The following is a 23665-nucleotide window of genomic DNA, read 5'->3' on the forward strand; positions in this document are numbered from 1 at the left end:
CAGTGTTGCCAACTCAACCCTGTTAGTTAATACTATTAACAATCTTGTGCAACGGAGCAAGGAGCACCATGACTCAGCAGTCCCCGCTACGGTTCGGGATCCTCGGGGCAGGCATGATCGCTGGCGACGAGGACGGATACCTGCCCAACCTATCCGGCCTCACGGACAAAGTTGAAGTGGTCGCGGTCGCCGATGTGGTGCCTGACCACGCGGAACACACGGCCCGGAGGTTCGGCATCGACACCGTCCACGCGTCCCTGGCGGAGATGCTCCGAGACGACCGCGTCGAGGCCGTGGCCAACCTCACCCCCATCTCAGTGCACGCGGAGACCTCCATGTCCATCCTCCGCAGCGGCCGCCACCTGCTCTCCGAGAAACCGCTGGCCACCACCGTGGCCGAGGCCGACGCGCTCATCGAGGAGGCCACGCGGCAGTCGGTGGTCGTCGTGTGCGCTCCCCCCGACACCCTCTACGCCCAGTACCAGGAAGCCCGCCGCATCATCGACCAGGGCCGGATCGGGAAGGTCTGCTTCGCCCGCGTGCGCAGCTCCCACGCCGGACCCGGTGGCGGCCCCGACGGCTGGCCCTTCGACCCCACCTGGTTCTACCAGCCGGGTGGTGGCCCCCTGTTCGACATGGGGGTCTACGGCATCCACGAGATCACCAGCCTGCTGGGACCGGCCAGGCGCGTCTCCGCCTTCGGCGGCATCACCGAGGACATCCGCACCGTCCGCGGCACCGGGCCGTTCGGTGGCCTGGAGATCCCCGTGACCACCCCCGACAACTTCCTGTTCATGCTCGACTTCGGGGACTCCACCTACGCCGTGATCGACGCCACCTTCAACGTCCTGGCCACCCGGGCGCCCAAGGTGGAGGTCTTCGGCAGACGAGGGGCACTCGCCATCCACCACCGCGACACCAACCCCCTCGAGGTCTTCGTCCAGGACCTCGAACCCGGGGTGGATGCCTGGCTGGACCCACGGGAGCTCACCCGGGCCGAGAACCTCCGTGAACAGGAGCTGCACCGCGCCATGCTGATGGAGCACCTGGTCGACTGCGTCAGGACCGGGCAGCCCCCCATCGCCGATGCCCACCGGGCCCGACACGCCCTCGAGGTCATGACCGCCGCGGTGGAATCCGCCGCCACCGGCCGTGTCGTCGACCTCACCACCACGTTCCGGACTCCCCATGCGCGATGACATCCCTGCCGACGAGGTGACCCTGCTCTCACCCGAACTGTCCCGGGAGCGCGAGGAGGCCGAGCACCGCGGCGCATGGCACCGGATCCGGCACAACTACGTGCTGGGTCGGGTCCTCAAGAGCATCATCACGATCTGGGCGGTGGCCTCCCTGTCCTTCGTGCTGGTCCGTTGGATGCCGGGCAACCCCTTGCAGGCCTACGTGCAACGGCTCATGAGCCAGCAGGGCCTGAGTCGCGAGGAAGCCCTGGCCCGCGCCTCCTCCCTGCTGTCCTACGACCCCTCGGCGCCCCTGCTGCAGCAGTACCTCGACTACCTCAACGGACTGCTGCGGGGCAATCTGGGACAGTCCATCGTCGCCCCCGGGACCCCGGTGACCGACCACATCCTGGCCTACCTGCCGTGGACCCTCTTCAGCGTCGGGACCGGGCTGCTGCTGTCCTTCCTCATCGGGGTCGGCCTCGGGGTGCTCATCGCCCATCGACGCGGCAGCTGGCTGGACCACGTCGTGACCAACATCTCCTCCGCACTGAACGCGGTGCCCAACTACGTGTGGGCGATGCTGGTGATCGTGGTCCTCGGCGTGCAGCTGCGCTGGTTCAACGTCAGTGCGTTGCGCGGCACGGTGACCCCCGGGATCCAACCCGGCCTCACCGCCGAGTTCATCCTCGACGTGCTGGCCCACGCGGCCCTGCCGATCACCGTCTACACCCTGACCTCCGTCGGTGGCTGGATCCTGCAGATGAAGTCCTCCACCACCCAGGTGCTCGAGGACGACTACGTGCTCAACGCCCGGGCCCGTGGCCTGCCCGCCTCCCGCATCCACGTCCACTACGTCGGGCGCAACGCCATCCTGCCCCTGTTCACGCAGTTCGCGGTCCAGCTGGGTTTCGTCGTCGGTGGCTCGACCCTGGTGGAGCAGATCTTCAAGTACGACGGTGTCGGGTACTACTTCTACGACGCGATCGAGGCCCGTGACTACCCCGTCGTCCAGGGATTCATCCTGGTCATCACGGTCTCCGTGGTCCTGGCCAACCTGGCGGCGGACCTGCTGCTGTCCCGCATCGACCCCAGGATCCGAGTCGAGGGAGCCCGACGATGAGTGGCCGTCGACGCCCCGGGAGGAGCCGCTGGGCCGGTGCGCTGCGCATCAGCGTGACCGGCACCATCGGCGGGGTGGTGTTCCTCGTCATGTGCGTGGCCGCGCTGATCCTGCCCTGGTTCATCGAGATGCCGCCGGCGGACACCACGGCGATCTACTCCCCGCCGTCGGCGGCCCACCCCCTCGGCACCGACTCCGACGGGCGCGACGTGCTGCGGATGATCCTGCTGGGTGGACGTGACGTCATCATCGTCAGCACCATCTCGGCGACGGTGTCCACCGGCATCGCCGTCACCCTGGGAGCCCTGGCGGCCTACCTGCGTGGCTGGGTGGACTCACTGGTGATCCAGCTGACCGACTTCATGTTGACGATCCCCCAGTTCGCGCTCCTGGTGGTGCTGGCCGCATACATCCGTCTCGACAACCCTGTGATGCTGGCGCTGCTGCTCGGGGTGCTCGGCTGGCCGGGGCTGCTCCGCGCGGTTCGCGCCCAGGTGCTCTCCCTCAAGGAGCGGGAGTACGTGGAGGCGGCTCGGATCGTCGGCCTGTCCACACCGGTCGTCATCGGCCGCGAGATCCTGCCGAACATGGCGAGCTACCTGATGATCCACTTCATCTTCGCGATGACGGGGGCGACCTATTCGATGGTGGGGCTGTACCTGCTCGGCCTGGCCCCGATGACCGGTGTCAACTGGGGCATCATGATCAACAACGCCTGGGCGAAGGGGGCGCTCTTCTTCGCCGACGCCGCATGGTCGATCCTGGCCCCCCTGCTGGTGGTCAGCGTGCTCCAGCTCTCGGCCATCTGGTTCGCCCGCACCCTTGAACACCTCCTCGATCCTCGGTTGGCAGGCAGGTACTGATGAGCACTCGTTCCCCCGGGGCACAGCCCCTGCTGGAGATCTCGGATCTGGCGATCACCTACGCCACGGATCGGCGTCCGGTCACGGCCGTGTCCGAGGTCACCCTCCACCTCGACCCACAGGAGACCTTGGTCCTGGCCGGGGAGAGCGGATGTGGCAAGACCACCCTGGCCCTGGCGGTCCTGGGGCTGCTGCCCCGAGGAGGTCGCATCTCCTCGGGAACCATCATGCTGCGCACCAAGGCGGGAGAGCGGGTGGAGCTGACGACGCTGTCCCGGCAGGCCGAACGTGAGCTGCGGTGGAGTGAGCTGTCCGTCGTCTTCCAAGGGGCGATGAACTCACTCAACCCACTGCTCACGGTTCGGCAGCACTTCCTCGAGACGGCCCGCGCCCACGCGGGCAGTCCGCGAGGAGCCGAGCTCGACAGCTGGATCGAGGAGCTCATGGGAATGGTGATGCTGGAACCGGAGCGGGTCCTCGCCTCCTATCCCCATCAGCTCTCGGGCGGGATGAGACAGCGCGTGCTCATCGCGCTCGGCCTGCTGCTGCGACCCCGCCTGGTGGTGCTCGACGAACCGACGACGGCGCTGGACGTCCTCACCCAGAAGGCGATCATCACCATCCTGCGCTCCCTGCAGGAGCGCATCGGGTTCGCGATGATCTTCATCACCCATGACCTGGCCCTCGCGGCTGAGATCGCGGACCGGGTGGCCGTGATGTACGGCGGGCGCATCGTCGAGCTCGGCACCACCCGGGAGGTGTTCACCCGACCGGGGCACCCCTACACCCAGGCCCTGCTGGGGACGATCCCACGGTGGGACGGGGAACCCACCCGGTTGCGCACCATCAAGGAGTCCCTCGCGGACTACCTCATCGCCACCGAGGAGGGAACCACCCAGAGCCTCACCTCCGACGAGGACGAACCGACGTGGCTCAGTCCCACCCATGTCGTCGCCCACCTGCCGAGGCGCATCCCGAGGAGGGGCCATGGCTGAGAGATTGTTGGAGATCCGGGGCGTCACCCAACGGTTCCGCACCTCGTCCCGGGAGGTGGTGGCGGTGTCCGAGGTCAGCGTCGAGGTGGATGCGGGTTCGGTGACCTGCCTGGTCGGCGAGTCGGGCTCCGGCAAGACGACCCTCGCCCGCATCGCTGCCGGGCTGGACCGCCCCACCGCCGGAAGCATCCACCACCGTGGACGGGACATCTCGACCCTGCGGGGAGCGGACCTCCTCGGGTTCCGACGCCGCGTGCAGTACGTGCACCAGGACCCCTACGCCTCGCTGAATCCCACCCGCACCGTGTTCAGCACACTGCGTTCCGCCCTGAGGGCACGTTCCCGTCGCACCCGGAAGCATGCCGCCGGGCTGCTGGAGCGGGTGGAGCTGACCCCCGTCGACCTGTTCCTGGACCGCCATCCCCATCAGCTCTCGGGCGGGCAACGCCAACGGGTGGCCCTGGCACGGGCCCTGGCCACCGAGCCCGAGTTGATCATCGCGGACGAGACCACCTCGATGCTGGACGCCTCGATCCGTGGCAGCATGATCAACCTGTTGGCGGAACTGCGTGACGACCTCGGTGTCGGTTTCCTGTTCATCACCCACGACTTCACCCTGGCACGGCATTTCGCCTGGCACGGTCGAACCGCCGTGCTCCGGCTCGGGCGTCTGGTGGAGTACGGCCCCACCCCTGAGGTCATGGACTCCCCCAGCCACGCCTACACCAGAGCGCTCATCGATGCGCTCCCCATGATCCGGTTCGAGGACGAACCGAACGGGGGTGGATCATGACCGGCGGCATGGCGCGTCACGCGATCGCCGCAGGACTCACGATCGCCCTCCTGGCGGGCATCGGCCTGGTGGCCCTGCCCAGCGGTTCCGCCGCTCAGGTGATGTCCGCCCTGTCCCTCATGATCGGCGCGCTCCTGACTGGCCTGGGCGTGCTGCTGCTCCTTCTCACCTCCCGATCCTCGGATCACGCCAGACCCACCCCCGGACAAGGAGAGGAATGATGATCCACACACCATCACGACGAGGACTGAGACGTCGTGTCATCGCAGCGATGGGCACGGCTGTCGCGGCCGCCCTGCTGCTGGCCGGGTGCGCCACCGGTGGCGGTCCGGCCGGAAAGGACTCAGCTGCGACCCGCAACTTCGGCGCCGACCAGTCCTTCGACCTGCCTCCCAAGGGCAACTTCCACACCTTGGCGGGCGTGACCGGTTCCATCCCGACGAACCTCGGCTACCTCAACGACATGATCATGCTGCCCGGTGGCATCTACAACTGGGAGAAGCAGGAGTACTACCATCTGCTGGCCGACGAGTCCTCCACCGTGTCCGACGACGGGCTCACCTTCACGTACAAGGTGCGTCAGGGCCTAAAGTGGAGCGATGGCTCACCGCTGACGGCGAAGGACGTGCACCACTCCTTCGCGATGCGTTACGTGATGCAGCAGCCGGTGTTCAACTACCTCGAGGACATCACCGTGGTCGACGACTCGACCCTGGAGTTCAGGCTGCTGGAGCCCACGCCCATCGCGGTCTACTGGATCATGCGGGAAAGACCCGCCTCGAGCGCACAGTACGGTGAGGTGGTCGAGGATGCCGTGACGCTGTTCGAGGCCCGGACCCCTGCGGACTCCCCGGAGGCGAAGGCACTGGCCGCACGCATCGCCGAGGTCAGGATCGATGCCCCCATCGTGTCGGGACCCTTCACGATCGACACCTCGACGATGACCAACTCCCAGCTGACCTTGACGTTGAACGAGCACGGCTACCGCGCCGACTCCGTGGGCTACGACACCATCACCGTCCACAGCGGCTCCACGGAGACCATCACCCCGTTGGTGCTCTCCGGGGATGTCCACTACGCCACCGACGGGTTCCCCGTCGCGACGGCGAAGCAGTTCGAGCAGCAGGGCTACCGCATCCTGCGTCCCCCGACGTACACGGGCCCGGCCCTGTTCTTCAACTACTCCAGGCTGCCGGAGTTCCAGGACAAGCGGGTTCGGCAGGCCTTCGGGTTCTTCCTCAACCGGGACGAGATGGGCACGCTCTCCCTCGGTGATTCCGGGAAGGGGGTCCGGTACATGACCGGGTTGTCCGACAACGCCATCGAGACCTGGGTCACCCCTGAGGCCGCCGCCGGGCTGACCGCCTACGACCTGGACCTGGAGCGGGCCACGCAGCTGCTCGAGGAGGCAGGGTGGAGCAAGAGCGGGGACCAGTGGATCACCAGTGCAGGGACCCCCGCGCAGTACGACCTCATCTTCCCCGCCGACTACGTCGACTGGGCGGCGACGGGGCAGAGCCTGGCGGAGCAGGCCAACGCCTTCGGGATCCGGATCACCCCGGTCGGGGTGGACTCGAGCCAACAGGAGGTGGATGTCCAGGAGGGCAACTTCCAGCTGGCGATCCAGGCCTGGGGGGCGTCGAATCCGTTCCCGACGGATTCCTACAACGCGACGCTGATCAACTTCAACCACCCGAAGCTCGGGGAGGGCAAGGGCATGGGCTTCGACCTCCAGGTGGAGACCGACGTGTTGGGGCCGATGGATCTGGAGCAGGAGGTCACAGACAGTGCGTTCGGCAGGCCTGAGGAGCAGGTGGCCAAGACCACCCGGCTGGCCCAGGCCTTCAATGAGCTGCTGCCGGTGCTGCCGCTGGTGGAGCGTTTCGGGAACAATCCGGTGGTCACCTCCGAGGTCTCCGGGTTCCCTGAGGAGAGTGACCTCTACATGAACTCGTTCTACTCGGACAATTTCGTGCCGGTCTTCTTCTACGAGGGGATGCTGTCCCCGACGAGGTGAGCCGGGACGAGACTGGGGGGTGGGCCGAGGCCCACCCCCCAGTTCTCACCGTGACGCGTCAGCCGGCCTTCTTGAGGTGGGCGACGATGCCGTCGATGTCCTCCTGCAGTCGGTGCTGGCGCACGAAGTGCCCACCGGGCTCCTCGTAGCGGGTGTGCGGGATGCCTGCCTGGTCGAGCAGGGCGCCGAACTGCCGCTGGCCGTCGGCCACCTGCTGCTCCTGCAGCTCGTTCCATTCCGCCTTGCCGTTGAACAGCGCGCTGCGTGCCGTACCGGCCACGAGGAAGATCCGCTTGTTGCGGTAGCTCTCGATCCGCTCCACCGGGTTGTCCGCGCTCACCAGGTCCTCACGCCATGGCACGCCGTACATCGAGCGCCCGCACTCGGCGAAACCGGTCAAATTGATGTAGTCGGCCACCCGGATCGCATCGAAGGGCTCGCGCAGACTGGCCGGGCCGGAGTGGGAGCTCACCGAGCAGAAGTGGCCGTAGTACTTGGCGGTGTACTTCAGCGCCCCGAAGCCACCCATGGAGAACCCGGAGACCGCACGACCGGCGTACTCCGCGTGGGTGCGGAAGGTGGCGTCCACCCACGGGAGCAGCTCGTTGATGTGGAAGGTCTCCCAGTTGCGGGGACCAACCGTGATACTGGTCGATGCCGGGTTGCTGTACCACCCGGCGTACCCACCCTCGGGCATGACGACGATGAGTTCCTTGCCCGCGGTGAGCCCCTCGATGCCCAGGTCCCTGAACTGCATGTAGCTGCCAAGTCCCCCGTGGAGGAGGTAGAGCACCGGGTAGCGCTTGCCGCTCGTGTGGTAGCCGTCGGGCAGCAACACCGTGGCCCTCGGCGGATGGAGATGAGGCCATCGGGTCTCCACCGAGGTCGTGTTGAACTCGTAACTCAGGATGCGGCCCTGGTTCTCGATCTCTCTGGGTGCTCCGCGAAGATCGGCGTGGGCCGGGGAGGCCCCCAGGCCGATGGCTCCGGCTCCCAGGGCCGAGGCCGCGACGACCCCACTGGCCCCGAGGAAGCCACGACGGTTGATGTTCTTCTTGCTGGACATGGACACTCCTTGCGGGAGTTCGACTGCATTTCCATCTGGTCGGGCTCGAGCCATCGTCCGGGGCTGAACTGAACGCTCGCGGCCGATTCTCCTGGGCCGCACCCCGACGGTCGAGCCGTCTTGTGAAGCCAACCTAACAAAGTGCCCCGCCCTTTTGAAAGGAGTCTTGAAAAATTGACCGGACGAGGTCACCTCCGAGATCCCTCCGCAGCGGGCACGAACCCGCTCCCACCAGCGACGCGACCCACACGCTCCCCCTCCGCGGGTCGGTGTGCGCCGCCAAAAGGCTGACACGACACCGGCCCACGGCCCTGCCCGGCGGAGACCTCAGGGCGTGACCGTCGCCTCTGCCCGCAAGGCCCGGTTACGTTTCTCGACGTCCAGGTTGGCCACCAGGAGCAGGATGACCAGGCAGGCGAGCGCCGGGAGCCACAGGTAGGTGACGTGGAGCATCTGGATGACGGACTCCGGCTGGGTCACCGTGTCGCCGCCGCCGGTGGTCGAGCTGACGTAGCCGGAGGCCTCCAGCAACCAACCGGTGAGCGCCGTCCCGATGCCGCCGCCCAGTTTCGTCCCCAACGACGTGCACGAGAACATGAGCCCGTCGATGCGCTTGCCCGATTTGAGGAAGGTGTACTCGCTCGCCTCCGCAATGAGCGCCGTCAACGTTCCCTGAACCGGCGCGATCGTCAACGATGCAATCGCCGTGAACACCAGCATGAGGGGCACGTTGACCATGTATCCGGCCACGATGACGCCGATCCGCGCCGCGACGGCGATGACGTAGCCGATGAGGTTCACCCGGTACATTCCCTTCGCCCGGGCCACGATCAACGGCAGGGCGATGAGGGCGACCATCTGCGGAATGTTGATCGCGAACGCGAACGACCCGAGGAGATCCGGATTGCCCAGCACGTAGGTCATGAAATAGATGCCCATCGCGGTGAGCGCCCCGTAGAGCTGCATCGTGATGAACATCACCACGATCAACAGGAAGTACTTGTTGCGCACCACCAGGCGCAGCGACTCCAGGACCGGGAGCTTCGCCTCCTCCGTCGTCTCCCGCCCGTCGGTCAGCTGCTCGGGGGTGAGCTCTCTGACGGAGAACGCCGCCAGGCTGTTGGAGGCGAGACCGATCAGGGCGTAGATGATCGCGACGGCACGCCAGCCCTCGGCTCCCCCGCCCATCATGCGAACCGCCTCCACCGTCACGGCCTGGATCGCGAAGCTCGTCCCGAAGGCGAACACGAATCGGATGGAGCCCATCTGGACGCGCTCGTTGACATTCTTCGTCACCAGGGCGGTCAGGGCCGAGTACGCGATGTTGTTGGCGGTGTAGAAGACGGAGTTCAGCAGCGTGTAGGCGATGAAGAACCACGCGTACTTCGCCGCCATGCCCAGGCCGGGCGGGATCGCGTACACGGCGACGACCATCGCGGCACAGCCGAAGAAGGCCCAGAACATCCACGGCCGGGCCTTGCCCATCCGGGTCCGGGTCTTGTCCATGAGGATCCCGAACACGAAGTCGGAGAAGCCGTCGAAGAAACGCGACAGCATCATCAGCGTCGCGACCACACCGGCCTGCATGCCCATGGTGTCGGTGAGGTAGATCATGACGAAGGCGGAGAGGAACGCGTAGACGACATTGCCTGCGATGTCCCCACTTCCGTAACCGACCTTGTTGTACCACTTGAGGTATTTCTTCTGGGTGACGTCGCCACTCACGGCATTCTCCTTTCAATGGATGGGGGCGTGGAACGGTGAAGGCGTTGTTCATGACGGGTTGCGGCCTGTTCTTCCCACCGGGTCCGCAGGCTGCGGAGGACCCGTGTCGAGACCCCGGGGGATTCCCACCCGGCTGGAGTCCCAGCACCGTGTGCCAGAGGTCTCGACACGGACTGCGCGCAGCACCCGCAGTCCGGCTCGACCCGCGGAAAAGGGCGTGAATCGCGCCCTCAGGAGGAGGGATTCGCGACCACCAGACGCAGCCGGAGCACGAGCTCCGGGGCGTCGACGCGGTACCGGGGCGAGAGCTCAGGGCCGCAACTGGCCGACCCGACCCCGGCATGCGCCGCGTCGATGCAGAGGACGGTCGATCCGCTGGGGATCAACTCGAAGTTGTGCCGCTTCGCGGTGAGTTCCTCCTGGGTGAACCGGGAGGCGTTGAACGAGAACGGGGTGGCGGCGGCGACGTCGACGGTCAACCGGTCGGAGCGGAGCGTGACGACATCGCAGTCACCCCGCGACCCGTTCTCCTGGGGCCGGGTGTAGTTCTCGCCGAGGCCGTCGAGGCTCGTCGAGAACCAGTCGTGTCGGACGGAGCGTCGCTTGTCCACGTGGTTCTCGTGGGGGCCGAGCCCGAAGTACGTCACCTCCTGCAGCTCGGGCGCGAGGAGGAACCGCATCCCGAACCGCGGCAGCGCCGGGAACTCCGGGTCGCGGCGGCCGACCAGCTCCAGGTCGATCCTGCCGTCGGCGTCGACCTCCCAGGTCGCGTCAACCTGCATGATGGGCTGGATCGTCGGCGCCACGAGGGCCAGGCGTGACCGGATGACGACGCGCTCCCCCACCCGGCTGGCCTCGCAGGAGTAGGCCCGCGCCGTCGCCTGGTGGTAGCGGGCGCGTCGCCACTGGACCTCGGTGTGCCGGTCGTTGTCGGTGGGGGCCCGCCAGATGTTGACCTCCGCGGGACGGCTCAACACCTCGACCTGACCGACGGTGCTGCGCGCGAGGAGTCCGGTTCGCCGGGAGAACCCGTGGCTGAACCCGACCCCCTCCACCACGATCAGGTCGTCGGAGGCGACGACGTCGAGGGAGCCGCCCGAGGCACCGCGTTCCAGGACGGCCACGGCCCGCTGGTTGCGCCGGTCGGCGGTCGGCACCTCGATCTCATCGACGCCGAGCAGGTGCCCCCGCGGCACCAGCGGATCGTCGTCGTGGACCAGACGCTGGGTGAGCGTGAGGAAGCATCGGCCACGCAGGTCGGCGGCCTCGCGCGCGGAGGGCGGCAACGGGATCTCGACCGTGGCATGGGGGTCCACCCGGTCCGGCAGCTGGCAGCGCCCCGCGTCGATCATCCGCCCGTCGAGGGTCAGCTCGAAGTCGACGGCGACGTGGTCGCGGAGGTCGAGGAAGTCCAGTTGGTTGCGCAGCGCGATGGTGTCGCGTTCCCAGTCGACGCCGACGACGCGGGCGGGGCGCTGCACGTTCCACAGCTCCTTCAGGCCCGGGTGGGGGTTGCGGTGCGGATCCACCAGCCCGTCGACGCAGAAGTTGCCGTCGTGGACCTCCTCGCCGTGGTCCCCGCCGTAGAGGTAGCGGGGGTTGCCGTCGTCGTCGACACCGTCCTGGACGGCGTGGTCGCACCACTCCCACACGAAGCCACCGCAGAGCCGCTCGTCAGCGAGGATCATCCGCCAGTAGTCCTCGAGATCCCCCGGACCGTTGCCCATGGCGTGGGAGTACTCGACGAGGACGAGGGGCTTGTCGGGGTCGGAGTCGAGGTAGTCGCGGATCTCCTGGAACGACGGGTACATGCGGGAGTACAGGTCGATGTCGGAGTAGTCGTAGCGTCGATCCCCGGACCGGTAGAAGGCCGATTCGTAGTGCGTGACGCGGGTGGGGTCGTACTCCTTCATCCAGCGCAGCGCCGCCTCGAACGTCGATCCGTAGGCACACTCGTTGCCGGCGGACCAGGAGATGACGCAGGGCCGGTTCTTCTCCCGCTCCACGCACAGCCTGACCCGGTCGAGGGTGGGTTCGGCCCAGTCGGGGTTGTTGGCGATGCGCGCGTTCCAGTGCTCCACCACGTTGGGCCAGGAGTCGTCGGCCAGGTACTGTGTCTGCGTCCCGTGGCTCTCGTTGTCGGCCTCGGACATCACGTAGAAGCCGTACTCGTCACACATCTGGTAGAAGCGGGGATCGCTGGGGTAGTGCGCGGTGCGGACAGCGTTGATGTTGTGCTCCTTCATCAGCTGCAGGTCGCGGCGCATGTGCTCGACGTCCACCGTCGGCCCGGTCAGCGGGTCGGAGTCGTGACGGTTCACCCCGCGCAGGGTGACGGGGCGGCCGTTGACCTTGAGCACGGCGCCGTCGACGACGACCTCGCGGATGCCGACGCGGTCGTGGATGGTCTCGTCGGGGCAGGTGATGCTCAGGTGGTACAGGTGGGGGTCCTCGGCGCTCCACAGGCGCGGGGACGCCACGTGCAGCTCGGCCCGGTGTGTGAAGCGGTCCTCGTCGGGATGCGCCGCGAGGGTCCCGGTGGCGACGACGCGGCCGGCGGGGTCGGCGAGCTCCAGGCGCGTGGGCACCGGGGCGCCGTTGAAGCGGCCTCGGACCTCGACGAGGGCGGTGCCGTCGTCCTGCAGGGTGGTGGTGACGAAGTGGTCGAACAGCACGGACTCGGGGCGTTTGAGGAGGTAGACGTCCCGGAAGATGCCCGAGGTGCGGAACTTGTCCTGGTCCTCGAGGTAGGTTCCGTCACACCACTTGAGCACCAGGATCGCGAGCCGGTTGGTCCCGGTGACGAGGTGGGCGGTCACGTCGAACTCCGCCGTGGCGTGGGACACCTGGCTGTAGCCGACGTAGGCGCCGTTCAGCCAGACGTAGCAGCAGGAGTCGACGCCCTCGAGGACGAGGGTGCAGGTGGGTGCGTCGGGGTCGATCTCGTAGTCGAACTCGGTGAGGTGGGCGCCGGCCGGGTTGGCGTGGGGGACGAACGGCGGATCCAGCGGGATGGGGTAGCGCACGTTCGTGTACTGGTGCGCGTCGTGGCCCTGGAACTGCCATGTCCCGGGCACCTGGATCGTCCCGAAGTCCGTCACCTCCTCCTCGTCGTTCCAGAACGGGGTCACGTCGTGGACGGATGGGTGATGGCGGAAGCGCCAGGTCCCGTTCAACGACTGGAAACGGTCGGACTCCTCGCGCCTCAGCGGGTCGAAGGAGGAGCCGACCGGGGTGGGGACGTAGTAGGCCCTCGGGGGCAGGGTGTGCTCGTGGAGCACGGAGAGGTTCTCGTGGTGGCGGGGAACAATCATCATTGCGTTCCAATCCGGAGGGAGGAGGGGCCCGTCAACTAGAATATTGACGTCGCCATTTTAACTCACACCGGCGCAATGTTCCAGCGATCTGACCAGCGATTTCACGGGTTACAGAGCCAAGAGTGGGTCCCGAAACGCCAGATGATGACGTAAACATTCTTGGTTCGGGAGGGCGCTCGGACAGCGATCCGTTCACTCCCGGAGCACAGTGTTGGGACCCTCAACCGGGCTTCTTGGTATCGTCGCCACATGGGGTCATCGCAAGATCGGGGCAGAGCACCGTCCATCGACGACGTCGCCAGACTGGCCGGGGTCTCCCCACAGACCGTCTCCCGCGTCTCACGCGGTTCCGACCAGGTGCGGGAGGCGACGCGGGCCAGGGTGCTCACGGCCATGGAGCAGCTCGGCTACACCCCCAACCATGCCGCCCGGGCACTGCGCAACGGCTCCCTCAAACTCATCGGGGTCCTCACCCAGCAGGTCGAGCGCACCGGGGAATCATTCACCACCAGTGGGGTGCTGGACGCCGCCAAGGACCTCGGTTACGCCGTCATCGTCTCCCAGGTGCACCACCCCGAGGCCGATGAGGTCCACGACGCCATCCGTCAGCTCTCGCGCCAACCGATCGAAGGCCTGGTCATCGTCCAGTCGGGCACGGCGACCCACCAGCACATGGCCCTGCCCGCCACGCTCCCCGTCGCCTCCTCGGACTCGGCCCTGGTCGGGTACTACCCCTCCGCCTCGGCGGACCAGGTCCAAGGGGTCCGGGACGCGGTCGGCCACCTGCTCGACCTGGGGCACCGGAGCGTCCACCACGTCAGTGGCCCTTCCGACTCCCAGTCCGGCACCATCCGCCTGGCGGCCTGGCGTCGCCGCCTCGAGGAGGCCGGGATCCCTGCACCCGAGCCGGTCCCCGGCGGCTGGAGCCCCACCGACGGCTACCGGGCCGGGCTGAAGCTGGCCGACGACCCGGAGGTCACGGCGGTGTTCTGCGCGAACGACGAGGTGGCCCTGGGGCTGATCCGGGCGATGCACGAGAAGGGACGACGGGTCCCCGAGGACGTCTCCGTCGTCGGTTTCGACGGGCTTCCCCTGGCCGAGTACTCGTTCCCGCCCCTGACGACGGTGAAGCAGGACTTCCACCTGGCAGGACGCACAATGGTCGACCTCATCGCGGAGCAGTTGAACGGCGGGCCGCGCGACGGTGGCCGACACGTCATCATCCCGACCGAACTCGTGATCCGGGCCAGCACCGCGCCACCCGGGTCGGGCCGCTGACCGGGCACGCACCCGGCTGCGGCGCATCAAGCCCCTGGGCATCACGTTCCGAGCGAGTCACCCGGGCTCGGGCGTGATCTGAATGCCATTGCGGTAGAGGGAGACATCCACCTTGGAACCTGCCATGAGGCCTCGTGAATCATGGATGCTCGTGGGCAGCAGCCACCCTCCGGAATCGATCGTCGTCTCCATGGGACAACGCTGCTCTCGGCTTCCCACAAGGGAGAACCACGGATTCGCCACTGAGGCTCCTTGCGGGCCAGGGTCATGCAGGTCTTGATCTCGCGGGAGGAGACGTAGGTGGTGAACGCCTGCGGGTTGCTGCGGGCCTCCTGCGGCAGGGTAGGGCAGGTGGGCGAAGACCCTGAGCCAGGCGGTCTGGTTGACGAGCATGATCGTCATGGGGCACTCCATGATGCGGCTGATCCCGGAGATGGACAGGAAGCCCGCTCGGTGACGGCGGAGGTCCTGTGGATCTGCCGCCCGGCCGGTGCCAGCTCGTGCAGGATGTCGATCTCCTCGCGCCCCAGGACCCCGACCTGGAGCTGCTGCACCTGATCCATGTCGGAGTCGAGCAGGGACTGCGTGGGCTCGAGGACGAACTCCCACCCATAGGGCCAGGTCAACCGGTAGTCGCACTGCCCCAGACCCCGTCGGGACTCAGTTCGTGCGTCAAGAGCTGCATGCACGCATCCTGCCAGGCCAAGGGAGCCAGCCGCCCCTGATGTGCCGCCCGCTGGTCATCCCGATCTCGTGACCCCGGAGGATTCGCCTGCCTTACGACTGGTTCGCCTGCCTTGGGTCGGAAAGGCCTGCCTTGTCGCGAAACGCCTGCCAAACAAGACAGGCGAGCCGCAGAAATGGCAGGCGAATCGGCCCCAAGACAGGCGAATCACGCCAACGGCTGCACCCACATCATCAGGGCCCTCGTCCGCGACGGGGCGGACCTACACGTTGAAGCGGAACCCGACGGGGCCTCCGACAGATCTAGCCCCTCGCCCTCACACCAGACGTATACCCGCCGACGGTCGTCCACAGGCGGTCGACGGGGAGCACATGCAGGCGATCCTGGTAGGTGTAGGAGCGTTTGCCAGTCGTCATCATGATGCCGCCCAGGAAACGCTCACCGAGAAGATCACGAAGTTTGGCCATGCCGCGAAACTCCGGGCCTGGCGCTCGTTCGCTCGCCTTGACCTCCAGTGCCAGCACGCGTCCGTCGTCGCGTTCGATCACCAGATCGACCTCGTCTCCGTCACTGGTGCGCCAATGCCCGAGCGCAACCGGCTCCCCCAGCCACGAAGCCTGTTTGCGCACCTCCCCCACCACGAACGTCTCCAGAAGATGGCCGAAATCGGTCAGCGCCGCCGGATCAACGCCCCGCAGCTTGTCTGGGGTGAGCCGAAGCAGCCGTGCGGCAACTCCAGAATCGACGACGTGGACCTTGGGCTTGACGCTCACCCGGGAACGCAACGTCTTGCCCCAGGCTGGAAGCCGCACGACCAGGAACAGATCCTCCAACAGGCGCAGGTGATTCTCGGCGGTGGCCCTGCTGATCCCCAGTTCCTCCGCTCCTGCGGAGACATTCAACAACTGCCCGGTCCGCGAAGCCACGTGACCCAGTAGATCGGCGAGAGCCTGGCGCTCGCGAATTCGACTGAGCTCGACCACATCGCGTTCGACGGAAGCGCGGACGAAGTCGTCGAACCATCGCGCACGTGACGGCCCGGTACGGCGCAGCGCCAACGGCATTCCGCCTGAGCAGACCCGATCCACGTACTCCTCCCTCGCGGTCGTCGATGTGGGGATCGCCGCCACCGTCGCCACGACGTCCTCGAGCAGACACTCGAGGAGATCCTCTCGAACGCCGACGATCTCCCCTTGCGACAAGGGCCAGATCACTTGCGAGTGCAAGCGCCCCGTGAGCGCTTGGGTCATGCGCGGCAAGGCGTCCTGCCGAGTGGACCCCGTGATGACCGCAGTACCCGGATTGCTTCCCTCTCGGTTGAGGCGAACCTTGATCGCGTCCAGGACGTCCGGGAGGCGCTGGTACTCATCGACGCACAGCGTCGTGGCCGTCGAGACAGAGGACGCCAGGTTCCCTTCCACGGCCTCACGGACCTCGATGTCGTCGAGGTCGATGACGGTACTGCCCGCCTGCGCCGCGAACGCACGCAGAACCGTCGATTTGCCGACCGATCGGGGACCGTGAAGCGCCACCACCGGCTCCACGCGCACCTGTTCCACGAGTAGCTCGCTCACCCGGCGCGGAACGACACCTGTCAGCCTCATGGACCCAACCTAGCATTCTTGAGCCATCCTGATAAGCAAACATGAGCTTTCCAACAGAGCAGACATGATCACACGACGCGTCCTCTGGCGCACCCGAGGCCCACGACCAAGGACGGGGGCCTCCCCCGGGCTCTCGGGGAACCCCAGGTCCCCGTCGAGATCAGCGACCGCACCATTGCCATCCCCTCGTTGCAGCGGCCAGCCACAGGAGCAGCTGGGTCGTCGATCCGCACCTGATCACGGCAACGGCTGCCGTACCACGCCGTTGCGGTTGACGTACCGGGCAGGTGGGAGGGGGCCTGTGATCTCGAGGCGGGACAGCAGGCGGTCCAGATCCTGTGCCGTTCCCTGCCGCCGGGCTGGGACCGTGATCATGGCCACCGGTGTGGGGACGACCCGTTCCCCGTGCTCGACCATCCTACTCATCAGGCTGAGCATCGGGTTCGCCCGTCGCCCTTCGCGGTAGGCCTCCTCGACATGCCTGCGGAAGGCCCGAAGTTCGTGGTGCCAGGTGCGAATGGGTCTGCCGATGATGCACTCCTGCCACTCGTACCAGTCGCCCAGCGGCTCCACCGACCAGTCGGGCCACTGCCCGGCGAAGGCCTCCAGCCCCAGGTCGGTGTCGCAAAGGGACCACCACCTGAGCGATGACGACCTGAAGTCCACATGGATGCCGGTATCGGGGATCTCCCAACCGGTCGGTTCCTTGTCACGTTGCACAGGTTCACCGATGCGGAGGCGTCGCAGCACCTCGGTGGCGAGGTGGTGGGTGTTGGCGGGGCCGAGCGAGGCGATGTCATCGACGGCACAGTCCCCCTCCCAGACCGCGAGCCCACCGTCCTCGAGGCGAATCGAGATGAGGTGTCCCTCCGGGAACTCGCCCCAGGGAGTCATCCGCTCGATGCAGTCCAGCCCGATGGTGTGGAAATCGGTGTGAGTGAAGATGGTGGCAGGGTTGACCCCGCACAGCGCCAGGACACCGCGAGTTCCCTCACTGGACCAGATGGCGCTCCACCCGGGCCAGGTCACCTCGATGGCAGCGTTGATGAGACGCGGGAGGTAGATCGCGTCGCTCTCCTCAGCCCACACGACCCGCTGAGTGGTGAGGTCGATGAGCAGGCTTCCTTCCATCCATGAGGCCTCCTGCCACAGATACGGCGACGACCCCATCGGCTCCATCTGCCGCACCCGCTCCAGCGTCGCCGTCACACCGTCAAGTGCGATGTCCAGCCCAATGGTCTGGGCTCCCCAGTGGTCGTAACGGATGTCCCAGCCGATGTGATCCTTGATCACCACGCCCAACCTGGATCCCATGTCGCACCTCCATCCATGGTGTCCGATTCGAGTACCTTCTCACTGGGTTGCCGCTTTGACCGCATGGATCCGGAGGCGTCTCTGGGTGACATGGATCGGGGCTTCCGAGTCGAGACGGGCGAGCGTCTCGAGATGCCTATCCACAGTGAATCCCTCCGCATCCCAGGGGCACAGCGCCAGGTAGGTGACCAAGGCCTCAGCGTCCTTGAATGTCTGGCTCCCCTGCCACTGATCCACCGTGACGACGTGCAACCCGGCAGCCTGGAGCTCCTCCACCTGACGGGAGGCCGTGACATCCGGATAGAGAAAGGGCACACCAAACCACTCGTGGATCTCCTCGACGTCACGGCCATCCACCTGCTGTGTCAGGAACAGCCCGCCCGGTGTCATGATGCGGGAGACCTCACCGGCGTCGAAGGCCTCGTGACGGCACATCACCAGATCGAAGCACCCATCGGGGAAAGGCAGGGCTTTCCCGTGTTCCGGGTCGTAAAAGAGCACCGCAACACCGTGGTCTGCAAGCGCTCGGCGAGCCACGGACAGGTTCGGTTCCCACCCTTCGGTAGCGACCACGGTTCTGGATCGACCATCGACCTCCTGCAGGAGTCGCAGCAGACGTTCCCCTCCCCCGGTTCCCAGATCCAGGATCCGACGCGTGGTCGTCATCGCCGATCGACAGTCCTCCTCGAAGTCCCACCAAGGCTCCTCCGCACTCATCCGCCCATCCAACTGGCCGAAATCCCAGCCGACCATCGATGTCTTGGCGCGTACGCTCCTCAGTCGATCGGCCCAGGCGGCCGAACCCGGAACGCCGTCGCTGACCCCTCGCACCACGGGGTCCCCTTCCTCTGAGGCCATGAGTACCGGCATTCAACCACGTTCCGGTATGTGACACCATCTGTCACGGCGGGACAACCTTGATGGGTCAGATCAGCGCCAGCGTCTCCACGGACTGACCTGTGACCTCGGCGATCAGTTGGAAGTCCTTGTCAACCGCCAGAACCGTCAGACCAGCCTTTTCCGCTGTCGCTGCGATGAGCAGATCCGGGATGGAGGGGGCGCGGTGCTGACCATGGTCAGCAAGGAGCAGCTGCACCTCGAAGGCGCGGTCCTCCACCGCAGGTGTGAGGTGCTCGATCGGCATGAGCGACAGCGGCGGCCGCCGAAACGCCTCGCGGGCCGCTTCACCCGAGCGGGCGGAGAAGCCGAGTTCGAGCCGCGTCACCGTCGAAAGACGCAACAGCCCACGCTCGATGCGCGAGTTCCACTCAGCCATTCCCGCAGCCTGGCCCGCCTGCATGCGCACGTATGCCGACTTGTCGACCAGCCAGCTCCTCACCGCCACGCGGCATCCATCACGTCAGGGTCGGCGAGGTTCTCGAAGGCCGCAGCCGAGCAGGCCCAGTCATGGGCAGTGACCATTCCGGCGACCGGAGTCGAGGCGTCCTGCTCCAGCCGCCGACGCAGGAACTCGTTGCGCGACAGCCCCAGCGCCGCGGCCTCAGCATCGATGTGTTCGACGGCAGCCATACTCAGTCCACGGATCAGCACGTTCACCATCGTGACCACCTCCGCGAAGATGATATCGCGATATCACTCGCTGTGTCCCCGACCTGGCTCATTCAGCGCGCATCCAGGGCGGCGTGGAGCCAGGCTGCAGCGCCTGAGGACAGGGGTCTTTGGCGGCGAGGGTATGGTCGCCGACTTTGACGGCGATGGCGAGGTGGGCATTGACGGGTCGCCTGGACCCGCCATGAGCCCTGGGGCCCCCAGCCGGTCAGAACGGCGACTCGTGCCCATCCTGCTCGGTCGGCCGCAAGGCAAGGACGACAGTTCGCGCCCAGGGATGATCCACGAGCTTCACGACCCGGTCGAAGGGACCGGGTCACACGTTGAAGCGGAACTCCACCACATTACGGACAGAACGAACGTTTGGTAGCGCCACCGATTGACGGGACTTGACAGGCAGTGCTAGGATCGCGTCAAGTCTTCAACCACCGCGACCGCAAGGTGGGCGAAGAGGGATCACCCCACGGGGGCGGTGGCGAGCCGCTCTTAGTCAGCACCGGATAGCGCCGGGAGCCCCGTCGAGATTGATGAATATGACGACCCGGCAGGGAGTGACTTCTCCCGTAAGGCACGGTAGGCCAACGGCCTCAGTGGAGCATCGCGCACGGCGACCGGGAAGGTAGCCGGACAACTATCCCCCCGTCTCCGGACAGTTCAAGCTGTCTGGAGTTCATCGTGGGCACCGCCTACTCCCCCGCATCATCGCGGACGCACTACCTCACCCTCCAAGAGGCCGTAGCCGAGGGCTACGGAGCCTACTCGACCCTGCGCTCGTGGATCGCACAGGGCAAGCTGCCCGCATCAAAGACCGGATCGCGCGTCAAGATCCTTCGCTCCGACCTCGATGCATTGGCCAGGCCAGTCGGCGTCGATCCGATCGAGGCCGCCATCGAGCGCCTTGTCGCAGCCGCTCCCCCGCTCACGCCGGAGCAGACCCGCTGCCTGCGCGACCTCCTTGGGGAGGCGTCATGAGCGGGCTGGGCAATGCCTCCCTCGGGACTGCCAGCAAGGACACGCTCGCGTCCCAGAAAGACGTTATTGGGACGCGAGAAGAGGACAAAACCCCTAGTCAGAGGCCACTGGCGGCAACCCCCTATGGGGAAGTCCCCATTGCCGCCGCCGCCAACGGGTGGCAGGTGAGCCGGGTTGCCGACACCGCGACCTCGCGCAAGCACCCGGCCTCGTTCGTCGTGCTGACCAAGACGGTCGAGCGGACCGCCACCCGCGCGACGGGCGGCTTCGGTTCATACCCGTCGGTGCAGGGGATGCGGTCGGGCAAGGGATCGGTCGTCATCGGGTTCGACACCGAGTTCGTCAGCGACGGTACGTTCGACGCCGAGCGCGGCTGGATCGGCGAGAGTGAGCAGGTCACGCGCCGGATCGTGTCCTACCAGTTCGCCGCCATCGACCCGACCGACTCCGACCGGCTGCGGCTGGCTGTGGTCCTCCCTGCCATCTACCCCGGGCCTCGTGGTCCCCGCGTTGCCAGGCTGTCGTTCGGCAAGGCGCTGGAGTTGGCCATCACGGCGCTGGGCTTGCATGAGCATCCGCTGGCCGAGGGCTGGACGGCCAAGGGCGTGCCCCGCCAGGCCGTTGTGGACGCCGCAGGCAAGTGGCATCGGGAGTGGTGGTTCCGGCAGAAGGGCGAGCACGCTCACGCGCTGCCGATCACTCTCGTGGCGCATTTCCAGAACGCCGACCTGACGGCCTTCGTCGACCCGGTGAAGATGCACAACACCTGGGATGCTTCCTACCCGACGGGTAGAAAGCGCCGCCGGGCGAAGGCTGGCTACTCGGGCTATCGGAATCGTCGGCTGGACGACCGAGAGCCGGACATCCTGCGTGCGGTGATCTCTGCCAGTGCGGGCATGGTCTCGCCCAAGCCCGTCGAATGGGTGCTTCCCGGCGAGAACAAGCGCTGGGCACGTCCTGTGGTGATCTCGATCCGCGACACGATGGCGCAGTCGGGCGCTTCGAAGCTCTCCGAGCTGGGCGACGCCGTGGGCGTGGCGAAACTTGATGTTCCCGGTGACTGGATTGCTCGCATGGACGAGTACCTGGTCGCGCACCCTGTCGATTTTCTCGACTACGCCTCGAATGACGCCGTGATCGCCCTGGAGTACGTCAGCCAGATGTACGGAGAGGACCAGGAGGTCGCCCTCACGCTGCCGACGGCTGCGGCCCGCGCCGTGCGCGGCATCATCGCTAGCGAACTCGCGGAGCGTCACGCGGGCAAGCCACTGGTGGAGGCCGGTCCCAAGATCAACTTCAACCTCGTGTTCGGCGGCTTGGAGAAGGTCACCAAGAAGACCGAACAGACCGTGAGCTTCGAGAACCAGCTCGCCTACTATCGGCAGCGCGAACTGCAGCCTCTCGACGGCGCTGCGGCCACGTGGATTCATGCCTGTGCTCTGTCCTTCCGGGGCGGGTACAACATGAGCGCCGAGCTGGGGCTGTTCGAGCAGACCACGCATGACCTCGACCTTCAGTCGTGTTACCCGACGGCAAGCTCGACCATCTGGGACGTCGACTACCTGCACCCCGACGGCGTGATCCTGCGGACGGTGAACAACGTCGAGCTGTCGCTGGACGACTTTGCCGAGGGCGGGCCATTGACGCCGTTCGTCGGCTTTGTGTCGTTCGAGTTCCCCGAGTCGGTGGCCTTCCCCTGTCTGCCCGTGCCCGTCGAGGGGTCGATGGTCTACCCCCGGACGTCGGGCGGTGCACGCGGGGTGTGGTCGATGGCTCCCGAAGTCTGGCTGGCGCTGAAGCTGGGTGCGCGCGTGATGTGCCAGATCGGGCACTTTGGGCGCACCCTGCGGCTTGAGGACGGCACGCCGTCGCGTCTGCTTCGCCGCCCCTACAAGACGCTGCTGGACGACCGGGCACAAGCCAAGAAGGAATTCGGTAAGAAGTCTTTCCAGCAGACCGTGCTCAAGCTGATGGCCAACTCCCCCTACGGCAAGCTCGCCCAAGGTGTAATGGGTCAGCGTGGGTGGGACGCCTGGGCGCAGGAACGCGACGAGGTCGGTGGTTCGGCGATCACGTCCCCGTGGCACGCCTCCATGACCACGTCCCTTCCCCGCGCGGTGCTGTTGGCCACGCTCAACGAGTTGCACGACCTTGGTTACTCCACGCCGAGTTGCACGACCGACGGGTTCATCACCGACGCCGAGCTGGCTGTGGTAGACGGTCTGGACCTGTACGGGCTGTCGAACCTGTGGCGCGAAGCCCGGGAAGCCCTGACTGGCTCGCGGGACATGTGGGAGGAGAAGCACACCCAGACGGACCTGCTCAACGTCACCACCCGTGCCAACTTCTCTCGCCAGCCTGGTGGTGTTCTCGCCCACGGTGGGTACAAGCTGCCTGAGGGAATCGAGGAGGACAGTCAGGCCGACCGGGACCACATGTATGAGCTGATGGTCTCCCGCGACGGAGCACTGCCGGTGACGATGAAGGTCTTCCCGTCGATGGAGGAGCTGACCCGCGTCCACAACCGACTGGACTTCTCCCCCATCGTCGTCCACAAGCAGCAGACCATCGAGTTCGACCGCAAGCGTCGTCCGGTGCCCGACGGCATGACGGCCAACATGGTGATGGTGGGTGACGAGGTATTCGAGGTCGCCCACGTCCAGACCGTGCCGTGGAACTCCCCGGAGGAGGTCGAGCTGGGCCGCTCGGTCGACCGGGGGCTGAAGCGTTGGGACGATGAGCTGGGTGAGCCCGTGTGGGATCGCTCGCCGGTGCGCAGGACCCGTGACCAGTGGCTCGACTACTTCGACCGACTCCAGGTGCTGCTGGACGAGGACGGCTCGGTCGCCGAGGCCGAGCGACTGGATCGCATCGCCAAGGGCATTGTGATCGCCCAGCGTCAGGGCATCATCAACATCCCGTGGCTCGCGTCTGACCGTCCCCTGGCTGAGCGGCTCGATGCCTTCGAGAAGTTCGGGCTGCCGCGTCCGAAGGAGCGGTTTTGGTCCCATGCGCGCTCAAAGACCGAACGCCAAATCGACATCGACTTCGACGCCATCGAGCCGTACGTCGAGGACATGCTCAACGTCGATCCGTTCGCAAGCGCAGCCCCAGTCGAAGTTGGGGAGGGTGCCTCATGACCTACACCGTCGGCACCTTGACCTTC

20 protein-coding genes are annotated in these 23665 nt (G+C 66.5%); 10 read left to right on the forward strand and 10 right to left on the reverse strand.

Translation table 11 applies throughout. From position 1 onward, the window contains the following. The first annotated feature begins 68 nt into the window (after window positions 1–68). From EII34_RS07505 to EII34_RS07535, 7 genes are read left to right on the forward strand one after another with little or no spacing between them, the layout of a single operon-like run. Window positions 69–1199, forward strand: a complete 1131-nt coding sequence (locus EII34_RS07505; RefSeq protein ID WP_124844506.1) for a Gfo/Idh/MocA family protein — start codon at window positions 69–71, stop codon at window positions 1197–1199. Beyond that, window positions 1189–2301 carry an ABC transporter permease gene (locus tag EII34_RS07510; RefSeq protein WP_124844508.1) on the forward strand — a complete coding sequence of 371 codons (1113 nt, stop codon included), beginning with the start codon at window positions 1189–1191 and terminating at the stop codon, window positions 2299–2301. The genes EII34_RS07505 and EII34_RS07510 overlap by 11 nt, the downstream gene beginning before the upstream one ends. After that, window positions 2298–3164, forward strand: coding sequence for an ABC transporter permease (locus EII34_RS07515; RefSeq protein ID WP_124844510.1), 867 nt, complete (start codon window positions 2298–2300; stop codon window positions 3162–3164). Before EII34_RS07510 ends, EII34_RS07515 begins: the two co-directional genes overlap by 4 nt. After that, complete coding sequence (locus tag EII34_RS07520) at window positions 3164–4159, forward strand: ABC transporter ATP-binding protein (RefSeq protein WP_124844512.1); 996 nt, start codon at window positions 3164–3166, stop codon at window positions 4157–4159. Before EII34_RS07515 ends, EII34_RS07520 begins: the two co-directional genes overlap by 1 nt. Next, window positions 4152–4952, forward strand: coding sequence for an ABC transporter ATP-binding protein (locus tag EII34_RS07525; RefSeq protein WP_124844514.1), 801 nt, complete (start codon window positions 4152–4154; stop codon window positions 4950–4952). Before EII34_RS07520 ends, EII34_RS07525 begins: the two co-directional genes overlap by 8 nt. Before the next feature lie 8 nt (window positions 4953–4960). Then, window positions 4961–5173 (forward strand): hypothetical protein, encoded by a 213-nt coding sequence (locus EII34_RS07530; protein WP_124844516.1) that lies wholly within the window; start codon window positions 4961–4963, stop codon window positions 5171–5173. Then, entirely contained in the window at window positions 5173–6969 is a 1797-nt protein-coding gene (locus EII34_RS07535; protein WP_185711223.1) for an ABC transporter substrate-binding protein, read from the forward strand. Before EII34_RS07530 ends, EII34_RS07535 begins: the two co-directional genes overlap by 1 nt. Window positions 6970–7027: 58 nt before the next feature. Here EII34_RS07535 and EII34_RS07540 read toward each other — a convergent pair whose 3' ends face one another. The 3 genes from EII34_RS07540 to EII34_RS07550 form a co-directional block, all read right to left on the reverse strand. Further along, window positions 7028–8035 (reverse strand): alpha/beta hydrolase, encoded by a 1008-nt coding sequence (locus EII34_RS07540; protein WP_124844520.1) that lies wholly within the window; start codon window positions 8033–8035, stop codon window positions 7028–7030. A gap of 327 nt (window positions 8036–8362) precedes the next feature. Beyond that, window positions 8363–9760, reverse strand: coding sequence for an MFS transporter (locus tag EII34_RS07545; protein WP_124844522.1), 1398 nt, complete (start codon window positions 9758–9760; stop codon window positions 8363–8365). Between the two features lie 230 nt (window positions 9761–9990). Continuing rightward, the gene (locus tag EII34_RS07550; RefSeq protein ID WP_260425080.1) at window positions 9991–13077 is read right to left on the reverse strand and encodes a glycoside hydrolase family 2 TIM barrel-domain containing protein; all 3087 of its coding nucleotides are present in this window, start codon (window positions 13075–13077) and stop codon (window positions 9991–9993) included. A 249-nt stretch (window positions 13078–13326) separates the two neighbouring features. Here EII34_RS07550 and EII34_RS07555 point away from each other — a divergent pair, with 249 nt between their 5' ends. Further along, complete coding sequence (locus EII34_RS07555; RefSeq protein WP_185711224.1) at window positions 13327–14355, forward strand: LacI family DNA-binding transcriptional regulator; 1029 nt, start codon at window positions 13327–13329, stop codon at window positions 14353–14355. A 57-nt stretch (window positions 14356–14412) separates the two neighbouring features. Here EII34_RS07555 and EII34_RS16510 read toward each other — a convergent pair whose 3' ends face one another. The 7 genes from EII34_RS16510 to vapB all read right to left on the reverse strand — a co-directional run bounded on the left by EII34_RS16510 (window position 14413) and on the right by vapB (window position 19518). Further along, on the reverse strand, window positions 14413–14547 hold the full coding sequence (locus EII34_RS16510) for a hypothetical protein (RefSeq protein ID WP_260425081.1): 135 nt from the start codon (window positions 14545–14547) through the stop codon (window positions 14413–14415). Between the two features lie 206 nt (window positions 14548–14753). Next, window positions 14754–15044 carry a hypothetical protein gene (locus EII34_RS07560; RefSeq protein WP_124844524.1) on the reverse strand — a complete coding sequence of 97 codons (291 nt, stop codon included), beginning with the start codon at window positions 15042–15044 and terminating at the stop codon, window positions 14754–14756. 298 nt (window positions 15045–15342) lie between these two features. Continuing rightward, window positions 15343–16644: an ATP-binding protein gene (locus tag EII34_RS07565; protein WP_124844526.1), complete on the reverse strand. Its 1302-nt coding sequence runs from the start codon at window positions 16642–16644 to the stop codon at window positions 15343–15345. Between the two features lie 237 nt (window positions 16645–16881). Continuing rightward, the gene (locus tag EII34_RS07570) at window positions 16882–17958 is read right to left on the reverse strand and encodes a hypothetical protein (RefSeq protein ID WP_124844528.1); all 1077 of its coding nucleotides are present in this window, start codon (window positions 17956–17958) and stop codon (window positions 16882–16884) included. Window positions 17959–17997: 39 nt separating this feature from the next. Beyond that, window positions 17998–18828 (reverse strand): class I SAM-dependent methyltransferase, encoded by an 831-nt coding sequence (locus EII34_RS07575; RefSeq protein WP_311767285.1) that lies wholly within the window; start codon window positions 18826–18828, stop codon window positions 17998–18000. 55 nt (window positions 18829–18883) lie between these two features. Further along, entirely contained in the window at window positions 18884–19303 is a 420-nt protein-coding gene (locus tag EII34_RS07580) for a PIN domain nuclease (RefSeq protein ID WP_124844532.1), read from the reverse strand. Continuing rightward, entirely contained in the window at window positions 19294–19518 is a 225-nt protein-coding gene (vapB, locus tag EII34_RS07585; protein WP_124844534.1) for a type II toxin-antitoxin system VapB family antitoxin, read from the reverse strand. The genes EII34_RS07580 and vapB overlap by 10 nt, the downstream gene beginning before the upstream one ends. 684 nt (window positions 19519–20202) lie before the next feature. On the opposite strand from vapB, the gene EII34_RS07590 reads away from it, so the two are divergent. Then, on the forward strand, window positions 20203–20499 hold the full coding sequence (locus EII34_RS07590; protein ID WP_124844536.1) for a helix-turn-helix domain-containing protein: 297 nt from the start codon (window positions 20203–20205) through the stop codon (window positions 20497–20499). Continuing rightward, window positions 20496–23639, forward strand: a complete 3144-nt coding sequence (locus EII34_RS07595; RefSeq protein ID WP_260425083.1) for a DNA-directed DNA polymerase — start codon at window positions 20496–20498, stop codon at window positions 23637–23639. The genes EII34_RS07590 and EII34_RS07595 overlap by 4 nt, the downstream gene beginning before the upstream one ends. Window positions 23640–23665 lie beyond the last annotated feature (26 nt).

Source organism: Arachnia propionica (assembly GCF_003859805.1).
Taxonomy (GTDB): Bacteria; Actinomycetota; Actinomycetes; order Propionibacteriales; family Propionibacteriaceae; genus Arachnia; species Arachnia propionica_C.